Origin of the sequence: Pontibacter rugosus (assembly GCF_042678745.1) — a bacterium.
Taxonomy (GTDB): Bacteria; Bacteroidota; Bacteroidia; order Cytophagales; family Hymenobacteraceae; genus Pontibacter; species Pontibacter rugosus.
Genome location: NZ_JBHTLD010000111.1, coordinates 1 through 16,518 on the forward strand (window position 1 = coordinate 1; position 16,518 = coordinate 16,518).

General features: G+C 49.5%; 13 protein-coding genes and 1 pseudogene. 4 read left to right on the forward strand and 10 right to left on the reverse strand.

Features of this window, described 5'->3' with window-relative positions:
* Window positions 1-62 precede the first annotated feature (62 nt).
* From ACFQ2O_RS12550 to ACFQ2O_RS12565, 4 genes are all read left to right on the forward strand, one after another.
* Window positions 63-2,006: an FTR1 family protein gene (locus tag ACFQ2O_RS12550; RefSeq protein ID WP_377528099.1), complete on the forward strand. Its 1,944-nt coding sequence runs from the start codon at window positions 63-65 to the stop codon at window positions 2,004-2,006.
* Window positions 2,007-2,217: 211 nt separating this feature from the next.
* Window positions 2,218-3,021, forward strand: coding sequence for a murein L,D-transpeptidase catalytic domain family protein (locus ACFQ2O_RS12555; RefSeq protein ID WP_377528101.1), 804 nt, complete (start codon window positions 2,218-2,220; stop codon window positions 3,019-3,021).
* Between the two features lie 329 nt (window positions 3,022-3,350).
* The gene (locus ACFQ2O_RS12560) at window positions 3,351-3,710 is read left to right on the forward strand and encodes a hypothetical protein (protein WP_377528103.1); all 360 of its coding nucleotides are present in this window, start codon (window positions 3,351-3,353) and stop codon (window positions 3,708-3,710) included.
* 24 nt (window positions 3,711-3,734) lie between these two features.
* Complete coding sequence (locus tag ACFQ2O_RS12565; RefSeq protein WP_377528105.1) at window positions 3,735-3,911, forward strand: hypothetical protein; 177 nt, start codon at window positions 3,735-3,737, stop codon at window positions 3,909-3,911.
* Between the two features lie 119 nt (window positions 3,912-4,030).
* On the opposite strand, the pseudogene ACFQ2O_RS12570 reads toward ACFQ2O_RS12565, so the two are convergent.
* The 10 genes and pseudogenes from ACFQ2O_RS12570 to ACFQ2O_RS12615 all read right to left on the reverse strand — a co-directional run.
* Window positions 4,031-4,272: pseudogene (locus ACFQ2O_RS12570) on the reverse strand (FAD-dependent oxidoreductase); the annotation flags it as partial.
* 20 nt (window positions 4,273-4,292) lie between these two features.
* On the reverse strand, window positions 4,293-4,904 hold the full coding sequence (locus ACFQ2O_RS12575) for a cation transporter (protein ID WP_377528107.1): 612 nt from the start codon (window positions 4,902-4,904) through the stop codon (window positions 4,293-4,295).
* Between the two features lie 33 nt (window positions 4,905-4,937).
* Entirely contained in the window at window positions 4,938-6,185 is a 1,248-nt protein-coding gene (locus tag ACFQ2O_RS12580) for a cytochrome P450 (RefSeq protein WP_377528109.1), read from the reverse strand.
* Window positions 6,186-6,334: 149 nt separating this feature from the next.
* On the reverse strand, window positions 6,335-6,961 hold the full coding sequence (locus ACFQ2O_RS12585) for a lipoprotein signal peptidase (protein ID WP_377528111.1): 627 nt from the start codon (window positions 6,959-6,961) through the stop codon (window positions 6,335-6,337).
* A gap of 46 nt (window positions 6,962-7,007) precedes the next feature.
* Complete coding sequence (locus ACFQ2O_RS12590) at window positions 7,008-9,020, reverse strand: heavy metal translocating P-type ATPase (RefSeq protein WP_377528113.1); 2,013 nt, start codon at window positions 9,018-9,020, stop codon at window positions 7,008-7,010.
* A 10-nt stretch (window positions 9,021-9,030) separates the two neighbouring features.
* Window positions 9,031-9,432, reverse strand: a complete 402-nt coding sequence (locus ACFQ2O_RS12595; protein WP_377528115.1) for a hypothetical protein — start codon at window positions 9,430-9,432, stop codon at window positions 9,031-9,033.
* A 295-nt stretch (window positions 9,433-9,727) separates the two neighbouring features.
* The gene (locus tag ACFQ2O_RS12600; protein ID WP_377528117.1) at window positions 9,728-10,141 is read right to left on the reverse strand and encodes a Fur family transcriptional regulator; all 414 of its coding nucleotides are present in this window, start codon (window positions 10,139-10,141) and stop codon (window positions 9,728-9,730) included.
* A gap of 39 nt (window positions 10,142-10,180) precedes the next feature.
* Window positions 10,181-10,516 (reverse strand): P-II family nitrogen regulator, encoded by a 336-nt coding sequence (locus ACFQ2O_RS12605; protein WP_377528119.1) that lies wholly within the window; start codon window positions 10,514-10,516, stop codon window positions 10,181-10,183.
* A gap of 134 nt (window positions 10,517-10,650) precedes the next feature.
* Entirely contained in the window at window positions 10,651-11,916 is a 1,266-nt protein-coding gene (locus ACFQ2O_RS12610; RefSeq protein WP_377528121.1) for an efflux RND transporter periplasmic adaptor subunit, read from the reverse strand.
* 5 nt (window positions 11,917-11,921) lie between these two features.
* Complete coding sequence (locus ACFQ2O_RS12615; RefSeq protein WP_377528123.1) at window positions 11,922-16,346, reverse strand: CusA/CzcA family heavy metal efflux RND transporter; 4,425 nt, start codon at window positions 16,344-16,346, stop codon at window positions 11,922-11,924.
* Window positions 16,347-16,518: the final 172 nt, after the last annotated feature.

Below are 16,518 nucleotides of genomic sequence, written 5' to 3' on the forward strand. Positions count from 1 at the left end.
TTATTTAGAATAAGTCTAAATAAAAATGTAAATTGCAGAATCTAAAATCAGACGCAACGAAAATGCATAAATTCATTAAACTGATAAATTTGCCGACGCTGGTATGGGTATTAATGATGTTGCTATGGCCAGGAAAGATACTGGCCAGCGATCAGGATAAAAGCGTCCAAACTATCATTCACCTGCTGGATTATATCGCCCGGGACTATCCGGCTGCAGTACAGCAAGGCACCATTTACAATGCGGGCGAGTATGCTGAAATGAAAGAATTCAGCCGCACAACTTACCGTACAGCAGAGCAGCTGCAATCCATCAGGAATGAAAAAGAACTGCTGTCTAAATTTCAGCAACTGAATGATAGAATTGAGGAAAAATCATCGGCTGACAGCATCGCTGCCCTGGCAAAGAACATTAAAACAGAGGTTATCCGCCTGACCAATTACCAGGTGGCACCGACCCGGTGGCCTGACTTGGCATTAGGGAAAAACCTTTATATGGTCAATTGTGTCCCATGCCATGGTACGCAAGGCAGTGGGCAGGGCAAACTTGCCAAAGGCCTGCGTCCTGCCCCTACTAATTTCCTGGATAGTGTCCTGCTGCGCGGAGTATCGCCATTTCAGGCGTTCAATACTATTCGCCTGGGAATTGCGGGAACAGCCATGAGAGGCTTTGAAGAACTGTCCGATGAGGAGGTATGGGAGCTGGCGTTCTATGTAAAGTCGCTGCGCTTCCGGGATACCGGCATAGACAGTACTGCCTTGGAAAAATTGTTTAACCAGGCTGAGGCAGACGTTACTCTTTCTGATGCCGCTACGCTCAATGACCGGGAACTCCAGGCGAGGCTGTCGGAAAGCGGAGAAAAAGCAACTGCTAAGGTGGCGGCAGTCCGTTTGCATTCACCGGAAGGCCATTCTTTAAACTCCCTGCAACTGGCCCGGGAGTATATAGCGGGTTCGCTCGACGCCTACCGCAAAAGTGCCTTTGGTGTTGCCCGCCAAAAGGCACTGGCTGCCTATCTGGAGGGCATCGAGCCCGTTGAGGCACAATTACGGGCTAATGATCCCCAGTTCACGGTAGCTATCGAAGCACAAATGCTGCGCCTGCGAAAAGCTGTTGAAGACCGGAAACCGGTAGGCCAGGTGAAGAAAGAAGCGGAAAAATCACTGGAAATGGTCTCACAGGCGGGAAAACTGATCCAAGATACCAAGCTCACTTTCTGGCTGTCTCTCTTGCTGACTGCTTCCATTCTGCTGCGGGAAGGGGTGGAAGCTTTTCTGATAATTGCAGTGGTGTTAGCCATCATTCGCACCAGCGGCACAAAGAAAGCGTTGCCTTGGCTGCACGGCGGCTGGCTCGCTGCTATCCTTGTGGGGCTCTTGGGGTGGTTCTTCTCAGGCTGGATTCTGGAGATTAGCGGCAGGGGCAGGGAAATGATGGAGGGCGCCGTCTCTTTGCTGGCCGTTGTAGTCCTGGTTTTCGTAGGTTTCTGGCTGCATAGTAATTCCCATGCCAGGCAGTGGAAAGCTTTTATTGAGGACAAGGTGCATCGGCTGCTCAACAAAGAAAGGATGATCGGATTGGCCGTTTTCTCCTTTATGGTAGTGTTTCGCGAAGCCTTTGAGTCTGTTCTCTTCCTGCGGGCCATCAGCCTGGAAACTTCCCCTGAAAACCAATCTGCCATAGGCTTTGGAGTAGCGGCCGCTTTTATTGTCATCGCTTTGCTTGTAATACTTTTCCTAAGATTCTCGCAAAGGATACCTGTCCGGCAGTTGTTCCGCTATTCTTCCTGGGTGGTTACCCTGCTGGCGGTCATCCTCATAGGAAAAGGAATCCACTCTATTCAGGAATCCGGCATATTCTCCGTCACCGGTCTCCCGCTGGACTTCCGAGTGGATTGGCTGGGCCTGTATCCTACAATGGAGACCGTTCTATCCCAGGCGTTACTGCTGGCCGTTATTCTCAGCTTGGGGTATCTGAACAGCAGGAAGTTTAAATTGAATGGTTAAATCGTCACCAGCCATCCTGTTTACAAAGGCCCGCCGGCTCCCGGAACACTAAGGCTTTTTCTGAAGTTTGCACAGTTGCTCGTTTGGTATTTTGCTGCATAGTTCTTCTTTTAGGAACAAACAGAGCAGTTCTGCTTGTTCTGTTATTAAAGAACCATTATGCAAAAAAAGTATTTCATTCGATCCGTAAGTTTTATTTTAGCTGCCTTTGTTGTTTACTTTAGCATGGGCTTTACCCTCCAAAGGCAGTGAGCCGACCTTGGTAAAGGCAGCAGCAATAGAGCCAGCTAAAGTGAGCAAGACCGCAGGGTACGTACCTGCTAATACTTACAAAGCAGATGCCTCCCCTTTAAAGACATTTGAGCAATATGTTGAGAGCAGTTACCAGGCAGCTGGTTTAGCACAAGCGGGGCTTTCGCTCGAAACATTTCGGGAAGCGGTAACGGGTTATCATAATATGATGTCCGCTAACCTGGTTTCACCAGACAAACCACTTATTACCATCATAGATTTTAACCAGTCGAGCAAGAACCGTCGCCTGTGGGTCATTGATCTGCAAGCAAATAAGGTAGTATACAATACCTGGGTGGCCCACGGCCAAGGCAGTGGTGGCGAATTCGCTACTACTTTCTCGAACACGCCCGGTTCCTACCAGAGCAGCCTTGGCTTTTATCTTACCCGAGGCACTTATGAAGGTAAGAATGGTAATTCTTTGAAATTAGAGGGGCTTGATGCGGGATTCAACACCAACGCCCTGAAAAGATATATTGTCGTGCATGGGGCGGCTTATGCAAACGCCGACGGAATCAAGGTCAACGGCCGCCTGGGGCGTAGCCAGGGGTGCCCTGCGCTGCCTTTGGATCTTGCGCAACCCATCATCAAGACCATAAAAAACAAAACACTGCTTTACATTGACGGTCCCTCTAAGGCCTACTCTTCTTCCTATTTAGATGTAGAGCAGGCAGCCCTTTGCCTCAGTATGGACAAAAAAGGCGAAGGTCATCTTCAGGCATAACATAGGGCGCAGAGGTGTGAGTTATAGGCTAAAGTAGTAGACATTGATCAGCCTTAATGCACTGCCACCCATTGGCTTACCCAGGCTATTTCTGGCAGTAAAGTTGCATTAATAAGTGTAGGAACGGATAATGCAAAAATCCACGTTAGTACTACTTTAACTTCCTTATTCTTTGTAAGTTGGAACGTTCGAGTCGGATAACGCACCTACCTTTAAAAAACTAAAAAAACAAAACCCGGTAGACTGTTAGCAAGCTTCAAAAGCAGGAACTTCTTTCATCGCGAAGCATGGTTGTATTATTTACCGCATTTTAATTAGTAGCACAGAAGTTGCGTTTCCTGGAGGAGGAGGAAGTGGAGCTGCCTGCAAACAGCAGCCTTCGGCAAATAGCGCTGGTTCGCCACGGAGAGCCAGACTTGCAGAAAACAGGTAAGTTTTCTTATAACCAGGCCAGGCAGTTCGTTCAGGACTATGACAGCGTGGGGATAGTGGTGCCGGATACTCCCTTTTTAAAAGTGGAGGACCCGGATGACATTGCTGTCTTCGCCAGCTCTATCAATCGCGCCAAGGCAACAGCGCACTATATTTTCGGGGCAGACAGGGAAATGACTGTTTCACCCGACTTTCGGGAATTTGAAACGGCTATGGGCAAGCACAGCCCCAACATGAGCATGCCCATTAAATTTTAGACCGCCACGGCCCGTATCAAATGGATGCTGGGCATAGACTGGCAAGGGGTCAAGAATTTCGCTGATGCCCGAAAACGGGCACGGAAGGCTGCGCAGGTTTTAGCTAAGGCAACTGATGAGAAGCCGGAAGTTGTGCTGGTGGCCCATGGCCTGCTGAACCGTTACATTGAACAAAATCTGAAAGATATGGAATGCTTTTGAAGGCCTTATTTATATGACTTTCATCCGTAAAGTCCATTTCGTAGGCAATCTCTGAAATAGTAAGGTCGCTGAATTTTAGCCTGGTTTGTATCAGATTAAGCTTGTACCGGGTAATGTAATTTTTGTTTGATTTGCAGATTGTCAAGATGAATGACGTGCGCCGAAAATTTTACTTGGCACTGTGATAGTGTTCTGAACTTTCCAGTACTGCCTTGGAGGCAATGCAGCCAACACTAAGACAGGTGCCACCCAGTACATCGTATTTTTCAACTAAAGCCGTTTTCAGACCCAACTGACCGCCCCGGATGGCACAAACGTAACCTCCGGGGCCGGAGCCGACAATAATTACACCGTACGTCATTGTTACTTTTTTTTAGCTATTTAATGGTTTGCACTTCCTTTCTTTGTTTCCTGCGCATCCTTCAGGATTTTATAGCCACCCCATAAACTAATCAATACAACAATTACTCCTACCACCAAATCAGGAATAGATGATTTGAAGAGCATGACCCCTAAACCTGATACAACAATCCCGAGGTTTATCCACATGTCGTTATCAGTAAAAATGATGGAAGCTTTTATGTGTACGCCGCCTTTTTCATCGGACTTCAGCAGACGAACAATCCAATAATTACTTGCCGTATTGATGATAGCAACAACAATCATTGCCCAGCCCACGGGCTCAGAACCTTCAAGAAACTTCTTGATCACATCCACTAAAAGAAGAATGCCCATTCCTATTAGAAAAATGCCTGAAAAAGTAGCTGCCCGCACTTTGGCCTTCATGCTTTTTCCTACTGCATACAGGCTTACCAGGTAAACAGCCATGTCGCCTGAACTATCCAGCGCCGTCCCTAACAAGCTGGAAGAACTGATAATGAATCCGACAATACCGGCCAGTGCCACCTGTGAAAAGTTTATCCAAGTTACTTTGATCAGAACCTTTCTTTCAGCCTTATTACTTGGGTTTGATTCTAATTTTTCATCACTCATATTTATTGTTTTTATAATGAAAGCTTGCTGCCCTTAAACTGGCTTTACGTTCGTGATGATGAATTTGCTTTCAGGAAACGTAGGCATCCGGCTCAGGCTAAAGCTCAGGTCCTGCGCAGGCACTTCGTACTGCATGTGGCTGACTAAAAATTCAACGGCCTGCTTCATGGTTTGAATGGTTACCCACTCTCCCGCACATCGGTGACCGGAGAGATGATGTCCCCCGCCTTGCGGAATAAAATTAAACGGGGTGCCATTCCAGTTAACAAAACGTTCCGGATTAAATTCTTCAGGATTTTGCCACTGCCTTGGATCGTGGTTTGTGCCATATAAATCCAAAAGCACCAACATGCCTTCTTTGATGGTGTAATTACGCCATGTGAACTGTTTACGGACCTGGGCGCCTACCATTGGGGCAAAAGGGTAAAAGCGCCTTACTTCCTGAACAAATGGCTCTGTCAAGTTGGCTGCACCACTCTTCAGTTTATCTCTGTACTGAGGATATTGTTGCAGGGCAAGGGCACAGAAAGTAATGTAGGTGGCAATGGCAACCGTGGGGCGCAGTATATTAATCAGCTCAACGGCTGCAACCTTTTGGTCAAGAAAGGTGCCATCCAGCTCACGGTGAAAAGCGATTACGTGAGCGGCCGTTCCTTTATCTGTCTGCATTTTCCCTTTTCGGATATTTTCTATAATGGAGCCAATCCATTTTTCAGCTCTGATGCGTGCCAGCCTGCCGCGCCACCACCGCCATCCAACACCGCCAAAGGCATCTACCATGGCACCAAAATCTTTTGCCCGCAGCCGCACTTCGCCTTCTTTTAAGGGCACCCCCGACCATTCGCACACCGCCCGGCAAAGGAGGGCCTGTACCTCATCAAAAAGAACAACCTCCTTTTGCCTTTCCCAGCGAATAACATAATCTTTCCAGACATGCGCTGTAATGTCCGACAATCTATGAAGATTTTCAGGCGACATCTGCGACATAAACATTTCCTTTCGTTTCCGATGCGCCGCATTGTCAAGTGTTTGTACACCCTTCTGCCCAAACAGGGTTTTTTGCACCCGCTTGGGCGTAGCGCCTTTTCGCTTAAATTTTTCCACGTCGTAAAAGACAGCCGCCGCTTCTGCACCGCTGATGCAGATGGCCGGCTTAAACATAAGCCGTGTCATGAAAATATCCGAACCATATTTTCTACATCGGTTAGGTATAAACAAATAGCCTTCTTGTAACAAGGCTATGGTGCTGTCTATGCTCTTGTCAATTGGGATGTTTGCCATGGTTAAATGATTTTAAGGTGGACCTTTAGTTTTGAAAAAGCTAAAATTACCTGTAACGTTTCCAACGTAATTTTACCATAACAGATTTCGACATACCTCTTTCTCCGATCAGAAATGAATAGCGCCTTTCCATCGATGCGGGTAAATGGTTAGTTTACGCTGCGTTCATTAAAAAACTTCCTCTGAAAAATTAAAATGGCAATCACACCAGTAAATACCCACACATCAGCCGTATTGAATACCGGGGAGAAAAACTCAAAGGGTTTGCCTCCCCAAACCGGCAACCAATCCGGAAGCGTCGTATTGAATATCGGGAAATACCACATATCCACTACATGCCCGTACATTAATCCTGCATATCCACCTCCAGGCGGAAAAGCTCTTGCGACATTCCACAGCGCCGGGTCGCTCTTTTCAAAAATCAGCCCGTAGAAAAGACTGTCAATCAAATTGCCCAATGCACCGGCATAAATGAAGGCAACACAGAGAATGAAGCCTTTATGGTACTTTTCTTTGATGAATTTTCGTAAATAAAAAGTACCCCCAATAACAGCAGCAAGGCGTAGAAGCGTTAGGGCAATCTTTGCAATGTCTCCTTCACCCAACTTCAATCCCCAGGCCATCCCGGGGTTTTCCAAAAAGTGCAGCCGGAACCAGTCCAACCCAAATACTTTGAGTTCTTCTCCATAGTAAAAGTTGGTTTTAATATAGACTTTAATGGCTTGATCTATGGCAACTAAAAGGAGGATTAAAACAAAAACATGTTTTCCTTTCATTAAAAATATTAGGCTGTGAAACAATATACTCCTGCTATTATCGATTCTATATTTTCATTCGCTGGATTCTAACAGCGTTCAGTATTGCCAACAGCGCAACACCCACGTCAGCGATAACGGCTTCCCACAAATTCGCTACGCCACCGGCTCCAAGAATCAGTACAATAACTTTCACTGTCATTGCCAGAATGATGTTCTGCCACACAATACGGCGGGTGTGCTTTCCGGCTCTGATGGCGGATACAATTCGTGAGGGCTGGTCGTTTTGAATGACAACATCGGCGGTTTCGATGGTGGCGTCACTGCCCAACCCGCCCATGGCAATCCCTGCATCTGCCAGTGCTATTACCGGCGCATCGTTTACACCATCGCCCACAAAGGCAATACGGCGCCCTTCGTTCTTAAGCCTTTGCACCTGTTCTACCTTTCCTTCAGGCAGCAAGTCGCCATACGCTTCGTCTATGCCAATTTGTTTTGCAACGTTGTCTACTACGCTTTGCTTATCGCCGGAGAGCATGACAGTTTTGATGGAAAGCGCATGCATATCTTTCACTGCCTGAAGCGCATCTTCCTTTATCTCATCGGCAATGGTGATATAGCCGACATATTGATTATTGAATGCCACCACGACGATGGTGTCTACTGTCTGCTCAATTTCTTTCGGGTAGGTAATTCCAAACTTGCGCATAAGCTTCAGGTTGCCCGCCAGGATTTCCTTTCCTTCAATTTTTCCTTTTAAACCGTGACCCGCAATTTCTTCTACATCTGTTGCCACCGTATCCCTGTCTATGTTATTGGCATAGTCAATAACAGCTTTCCCCACAGGGTGCGTTGAATTTCTTTCCAGTGCAGCCGTTAACCGTACCAATTCGTCTTTCTCGATTTTATTCGTCACCACCTGCTGCACCCGGAATACACCTTTGGTCAGGGTGCCTGTTTTATCCATGACGATGGTATTGACTTTGGTCATAACGTCTAAAAAGTTTCCGCCTTTGAATAGGATACCGTTGCGGGACGCAAGCCCAATACCTCCGAAATAACCCAGCGGAATAGACACCACCAATGCACAGGGGCAACTAATCACCAGGAAGACCAATCCCCGGTAAAGCCAATCGTCGAAAATGTAATCATCTACAAAAAAATAAGGAAGCGTTACCAATAAAAACGCCAGGGCAAAAACAATAGGTGTATAAACTTTTGCAAAGCGGGAAATAAATAACTGCGTCTGCGATTTGCGGGCAGTCGCATCCTGCACCATTTCCAGGATACGGCTTAACTTACTGTCCTTAAACAGAGCGGTTACCTTTGCCTCGCTTACTGTATTGAGGTTTATCATGCCTGCCAGCACCGGCTCGCCCTTATATTTCGTATCCGGTTTGCTTTCGCCGGTAAGGGCTGCCGTGTTAAAAGAGGCATTTCCCGAAACAAGTTCACCATCCAGTGCCACCTTTTCACCTGGTTTCATTTGTATCACTTCACCGATTTGCACTTCTGACGGATGAACAACCGTTGTCCTACCGTTCCTGACTACCGTCACTTCCTCGGGCCGTATATCCAGCAAGGCCTTGATGCTTGCCTTTGCCCTTTTTACGGCTACGCTTTGAAACCATTCTCCAACACCATAAAAAACCATAACAGCCACGCCTTCATCATATTCGCCGATGTAGAACGCTCCTAACGTTGCCACGCTCATTAAAAAAAACTCATTGAAAAAATCGCCACGGCTCGCCTTGCGAAACGCCAGGTCCAGCACTTTGTACCCTGCCAGCAAATAGGCTATCGCATTAATGATAAGTGCTGTCAGTTTATGAAATTCGATACCAAACCCATACTCGAGGGTCAGCATTACCGCCAGGATGCAAAATGCGGCAATCAGGTTCCAGTTCTCTTTGAATCCCAAATCAACTTTAATGGCCTTTCTTCCTGTATCCACCTTTACATCTCCTGGCAGGTTGTACCCATCCTGCTTAATTTCCTTCTTTTTGGCAGCATCATCCGTAATATCAGAAAGTTCCTCTCTTCCCAATGATTGTTTACTTGTTCTCTTATTCGGTTCCATACAATGCAGTTTAGTGTGTGAAAAATGAAATAACTCCTGTAACGATTAGGGTTATCCCGGTAATAATGCCGGCATTGTGTTCCCACTTATGCCAGTTAAGTTTCAGTGATCCTTTGTAGGCTAGCCGAACCCACAGTAACATCCCTGTCAGTGTGATAGCTGCATACAGTATGGCTATACTTGCCATCACCCACCACCCTTTGGTTCCGGCAAGAAGAAAATAAGCTTCTATCTCCATACACGGTGATAAAAGCATGGCTGTAACCAATGCCATAACTATCTTGTGCTTTGGCTTTCCGAAAAGCTGTTGCTGCTTTTCTACAAAATGATGCTGTTGATAGTGTTGACGTACAAAATAAAAGCCTAGCAAAACAAGGACAGCTGGTGCTACTACTTTCGTAAACTGCTCCATATTTTCGTTCAGCTCCGCCCCAATCAAGCTTAAAAGGACCCCAATAAGGATTGTACTTAAAATATGAGCTACTCCAGAAATCAACGTTATATTCAATGTCTCTGACAGGCTCCATCCTTCCTTTCTGCTAATTGCAAGCACCCGGCAGCCAATGATTAGGTACTACTGCGTGTAGTAAGCTGATTATAAGGCTACCGGTTATTATTTGAATCATTGCTTCTTTGTTGTCATTCTTACTACCATACTTTTCTTTTTTTATCCCAATTAAATTAAAGCTTCTGCAATGGAATCGCACTTAACCATCACACAGACTACAGAATCCTTGTACCAAAAGGTTTGCTTCCACTTTCCGGAAACGCTCCGGCATGGGCACAGCAGGTACTTTTGAGGTGGGCAAGCAGTACGTTTCTTTGCAGCCTTTACAATAAAAATGTACATGTACATCTTCAGGAGCACATACACATCCTTCTTCGCATAAAGCATACTTCCTAATACCTGTTCCGTCTTCTATGCAATGCACCAAACCTTTTTCTTCAAAAGTTTTTAAGGTTCTGTAAATAGTAACCTTGTCAGCCTTTACGAAAGCTGCTTCCAGGTCCTGCAAACTTACTGCTGCTGTTTGCTTTTGCAGTATTTCCAGCACCAGCAGGCGCATGGCCGTAGGCCGGATGCGCCTGCTTTTCAGCCTTGTTTCAAGTTCTTCCAGCATTGTTTTTGTCTGTTCACAACTAACCGAACCATGTGTTGCTCAATCAAAGCGCTTCATCGATTCTCCCGTTTTGATGCGGTAAGCGCTTTCAATTTCCGTCATGTAGATGATGCCGTCGCCAGGCTCCGGCGACCTGCCGTTCTCGCTGATTAACTGCACGGCCCTTGCCGCTTCCTCATTCTGGCAGACCAGCTCCACTTTCACGATCCTGCTGTCGGTGAAGTGGAAATCGTGCGAAGGGAACGCATCTTTGCGGCTATAGGCCCCGGTGCCTTCTCCCTGCGAGAGAGTGACGCTCTCAAACCCGTTTTCCCGCAGCGCCTCTACTACCTTCTGTACCCTGGATGGTTTTATAAATGCTTTTATCTCTTTCATTATGTTTCGGCTTGTCTATGCTATAATTTAATTTCTGTCTCTTAGCGTATCATTTCTATTCTCCGAACCTTTCCTTAGTAACCGCCTGTCAAAGAAGACATGGCCGCGCAGGTATGCGCGGCCATGCTCATCACTTAATCATCATCTCCTGTTTCACCTTTTTTCATCTCTGCAATCAGGTTATAGGCACCCTTGTAGACTATCTGCGCACTGTCAGGAAGGGGCTGCAGCAGCTTTACCTCTATCCATCCGTTATTACTGGCTCCTGTTACAACAGGAACCTGCTTAAATACCCAGACCTTTCCAGCTGTTTGTTCCCCTGTGGCTGGCGCTTTCTCCCCTGCACGATTCGCTTCATCAGCATGGGCTTCGGCATCCACTTCTCCTGTCTTTATAAAGATGAAGGACTGTGCTCCTTCCTGCACAAGGGCCGTTTCTGGAAGGGCAAGCGCTGTTGTGGTATCCGTTGCGATACGGCCCTCAAGGTACATGCCGGGGATGAGGTTTTCGATGCTTTCTTCTATGTCAGCGTGTAAATGCACGGCTCTGGCATCCTTCTCAAAGGCGGGGCTCATGTTATAAACGGTAGCCATATATTCCCTTCCTGCCGCGTTGGCAACAGTAAAGCTTACTTTTTGCCCTACTTTCACTTTTGAAACGTCTTTCTCAAACACCATAAAGTCTGCATGAAGCTGTGACCGGTCCACCACAGAGAACATCTGCTCCTGGGGCGACACATACTGCCCATTGGTAATGTTTACCTTCTGCACATAACCACTGATGGGTGAAACGACTGGAACTGACTGGAATATCTTGCCTGAGAGAATGCTGCCTGTGTTGAGGCCCAGGATGCGAAGCCTGGACTTAAGACCTTCCACCTGGGCCTTACTGGTGTTATAATTCGAGGTGGCCTCCTGCAGGTCCCGCCCAGAGCCCACCTTCTGCTCATACAGCCGCTGCTGCCGCTGGTACTCCTGCTCCAGGTACTGCTGCCTGCTGGCCGCCTCCTGCAGGTCTACCTGCATCTGCACCAACTCGGGGTGAGTGAGCAAAGCCAGCGTCTGCCCTTTCCGCACCTTGTCGCCTTCGATGACCTTAATTTCCTGCACGTTCCCCCCAACCGTCGCACTTACGTTGGCCTCACTCTGAGGCGGTACCTCCAGCTCTCCTGTTACTGTTATGTTACCGGACAAATTCCTGCTCTGAAGCGTCCCCAGCTGAAGGCCAATAGCCTCCATCTGCTGAGGAGACATGCGCACTGTACCTTCTTCGGCTGCATGTCCTTCAGCGTCCTCGCTGTGGTTCTCCTGCTCCGCCACCGGCTCCTCTGGAGAGCCACAGGCAGCGAAAGTTAATGGCAGCACGAACAGCAGCACGTTTATTTTAGATTTGATTTGCATCGTCTTTAGTTATTTTGTTGATTGGGTGATTGAAGAAAATAGATCAGGCGCGCCTTCGAGTCCAGGTAATTCCCAAGCGCCTCCTGGGCGTTGAACTCCACCTGAACGGCATCCCGAATGATTTGTAGAAAACCTATGTAGTCAATGGCTCCTTCACGGTAAGCGATGATCGCCCCGTTGCGTTGCTGTACAGCCAAAGGCAAGGCCTCCTGTTGGTAATATTGCCAGGAGTTCAGCCACTTGCGGTACTCCTCCAGCAGACTGCCATAGCCGGCCTGCAGCTCCAGCTGCGTGCGGCGCAGGTTCTGCTCTGCGATTTCACGCTCAATCCTGGCGGACTGGGCCCGACCACGCTCCGCAAAAGGGAGCAACGGGAAGTTTATCCCTATTTGGTAACTGTAGAACCCTGACTGGCCCGCTATCTTCTGGTCAGCATACTGCCCGCTCAAACTCGGCAGGTAAGCCGCTTTGGCCACACGCTGGCGGGCCTGAGCCACCTCTACCTGCTGGCGGGAATAGTCCAGCAACGGGTGCTGGCTCAGGGTGTCTGCTATACCTGGCAGAGGAGCTGTCAACTGCTCAGGCTCTGTCAGCGTCGCAGTAAAGGGTGTTTCGCTCATCAACCACTGATTCAGTTGGCGCAGGGCGGCTTGGTAGTCCCGGAAAGCCTGCTCCTGCTGTACCGTTATCTGCCGGGCCTGGTTTGTTGCCGCCAGGTACTCCAGGCGGGAAATGGCCTCTGTTTCGTAGCGTACCTCTGCGGCTCTGGTGAACTCTGAAAAAATGGAGTCCAGCCGCTGGTAAAGCAGGTATTGGCTTCTGGCCGCATAGGTGTTGCTCCAGGCTATACGCACCTCGCGCGCCACCTCCAGCGAGGTCAGATTCAGCTCCGACCGGGCCAGGTTAACCTGCTTTTGCTGAAGCTTGAGCTTGGGTGCTATACTGAATACCTCCATGTTCTGCTGCTGAATGCCGATACGATTGTAAACTCCGTTCTCGGTTCCGTTGCCGACCTCTTCCTTGCCTGTGAAAACCTGCGTACTTCCTAGATCCCAGGCCGTGTTTCGCAGGGCCTGTTGGTTTTTTATGCCAAGCTTGGCGGCTGAAATGGAAGGATAGTTGGCCACCGCCCGCTGCACGGCCTCCTCCATGGTGATAGCCGGAAAGTTGTCCGGAAGCGCTTTGGTATCCTGTGCCGTGGCTGCGTCCGGGGAAAAGAACAACCCGGCGCCGATTACCACAGGTAAAATGAGTGAGGGGGCCATAGCTATATTCCCTTTGCCTCCGCTTTTTCCAACCCTCGATTCAACAAAGAAGTACAGGATAGGCACCACCACCAACGTCAGCAGCGTAGCGGTGATCAGACCGCCGATCACGACTGTTGCCAGAGGCCGCTGCACCTCAGCCCCAGCGGAGGCAGAAAAGGCCATGGGAATAAAGCCCATGATGGCGGCCGTGGCCGTCAGCAGGATAGGTCGCAGCCGTTCTTCTGTACCGATAAAGATACGCTGCCTCAGATCCGTTATACCTTCTTCTTTTAAGCTGTTGAACCGGCTGACCAGGACCAGCCCGTTCAGTACGGCTACCCCGAAGAGCACGATAAAACCCACCCCGGCAGAGATACTGAAAGGCATGTCTCTAAGCGCCAAAGCAAATATCCCGCCGATGGCTGCCAGCGGCACGGCCATGTAAATCATGATCGACTGTGCAAGCGACTTTAAGGCAAAATACAGCAGCACAAATATCAACGCCAGCGCGATAGGCACCACCACCTGCAGGCGCGCCTTGGCCCGCTGCAGGTTCTCGAAGGAGCCGCCGTAGGTCACATAGTAGCCGGGCGGCAGGTTCAGCTGCGCATCCAGCTTCTGCTGAATCTCGCTCACCATGCTCTCCACGTCTCGGCCACGCACGTTTACCCCCACGTTTATTCTTCTGGACGTGTTGTCGCGGGAGATCTGCATAGGCCCCGGCTGATAACTAATGTCGGCCACCTGCTGCAGGGGCACCTGATTTCCGTTCGGCAAGTCGACGTAAAGATTTCTCAAATCCTCAATGCTGCGTCTGTTCTCCTCGGAGAGGCGAACGGCAATATCAAAGCGCCTCTCCCCTTCGAAGACCACCCCGGCTACCCCACCGGCAAAGGCAGTGCTGATGTAATTGTTTAGCTTTTCGATGTCCAGTCCGTACTGCGCAATCTTTCTACGGTCAAAGCGCACCGTCATCTGCGGCAAGCCAGAGATTGCCTCCAGATTAACGTCGCCCACGCCTGGCACAGTCTGGATGATCTGCGCCATCTGCTGGCCTTTAGAAGCCAGCACATTCAGGTCTTCTCCGTATAGCTTTACGGCCACATCCTCCCGCACGCCGCTGATCAGCTCATTGAAGCGCAGCTCCACCGGCTGGCTGAACACGTAGTTGATGCCTGGCAGCACCGAGAGCTTCTCCTTTATCTTTTCGATCAGCTCCTCTTTCGAGTCGGCGCTTTCCCATTTGTCCATGTCCTTTTCCAGAATGATATAGGAATCGAGTATATCCATGGGCATCGGGTCAGTGGGGATGGCCGACACCCCGATGCGGGCCACCATCGTCTTGACCTCCGGGAAGTTCTTTAAAACGATATTTTCTATCTTCTTGGACTGCTCGATGCTCTCAGAAAGAGAGGATCCCGGGCGCATCAGCGCCTGCATGGCAATGTCGCCCTCATCCAGGCTTGGGATAAACTCCCCGCCCATACGGGAGAAGGTAAAGACTGCGCCTACCAACAAAACTATTGCAGCCACCAGCACCACTACTTTGTGGTTCAGGGATTTGCGCAGCAAAGGCAGGTAGCCTCTGTTTATTCCGCCCATCAGTTTATTGCTAATGTGCTCTGTTTTGTTTTCAATCCAGCTAAGGAGGTTCTTCTTGCCGTGCGACGGCTTGAGAAATAAAGCCGACACCATAGGCACATACGTCAGACACAGAATAATGGCCCCCAGCACGGCAAAACCGAAGGTATAGGCCATCGGCTGGAACATCTTGCCCTCCACGCCGGTCAGGAAAAGGATGGGGGCGAAAACGATCAGGATAATGATCTGGCCGAAGAAGGCGGCGTTCATCATGGTGCTGCCCGAGTCGTAGGCAATCTCGTCCATTTCCCGCTGCCCGAAATTCACCTTCCCTTCCCTTACTTTCTTTTCTATCAGGTGGATGGTGCCCTCCACAATGATCACGGCCCCGTCCACGATAATGCCGAAGTCAATGGCACCCAAGCTCATCAGGTTGGCCGACACGTTGAAGATGCGCATCAGGATAAAGGCGAACAGCAGGGCCAGCGGAATCACCGAAGCAGTAATCAGGCCGCCCCTAAAACTGCCTAAAAGGAGCACGAGCACAAACACCACAATTAGCGCGCCCTCGGTTAGGTTTTTGGAAACGGTGCTGGTGGTACGCGCTATCAGGTTACTTTGGTCAATAAAAGGCTTGATCACCAACCCTTCCGGCAATGACTTCTGTACCTCAGCCATGCGCTCCTTCACCGCCGTGATTACCTTGTCCGGGCTCTCGCCGCGGAGCATGAGTACTATGCCGCCCACGGCCTCCCTTCCGTCCTGTGTAAAGGCGCCGTAGCGTACCTGGCTGCCAAACTGCACGGCATCCGCCACGTCTCTGATCAGAATCGGCGTGCCGTTCTCGTTCCGGACAACAATGTTGCGGATGTCATCCAACGAGCGCACCAGGCCTTCTCCCCGGATGAAGTTGGCCATGTTGTTCCGCTCGATATAAGCGCCCCCGGTGTTGACGTTGTTTTTCTCCAGCGCCTCGAATACCTCTGAGATAGACACATTCATCGAGTTAAGCTTGCCCGGGCTCAACGCGACTTCATACTGCTTGATGTTGCCGCCGAAGGCGTTTACCTCCACCACACCGGGCACCAGTGCCATCTGCCGTGCCACGATCCAGTCCTGTATGGTACGTAGTTCTGAGGGCGTGTACACGCTGTCATACCCCGGCTGGGGCTCTATCACATACTGGTATATTTCTCCGAGTCCGGTGCTGATAGGCCCCATGGAGGGCGACCCGAACTGCTCCGGAATCTCAACTTCGCTGAGCTTTTCCTGCACCAGCTGCCGGGGCAGGTACGTACCCATGTCCTCATCGAAGACAATGGTCACCACAGAAAGGCCGAAGCGGGATACGGAGCGCATCTCCTCCACCCCCGGCAAGTTGGCCATGGTCAGTTCCACGGGGTAGGTCACGAACTGCTCGATGTCTTCGGTGGAGAGGTTCTCTGAGGTCGTGATGACCTGCACCTGGTTGTTGGTGATATCGGGCACCGAGCCCAGGCTCACCGTGGACATGGCCCACACGCCCGCCCCGATCCAGGCGGCGATCATGAGGCCGATAGTAAGCTTGTTCCTGATGGAAAAAGCAATGATACTGTTTATCATGTTGGATTATTTTATATGAACAGAGAAGAAATGCCAGGCTCTGGCCAGGACGGCTAAAATGCCCAGAAGGGTGACAAGTATCAGTCCGGCCATTTTTAGTCGTTTCTGCCACTTGGGCTGCCGTCCCCGCCAATGGTACCTCCGTTTTCGTTTCCTTGAACTCTTTTTATTG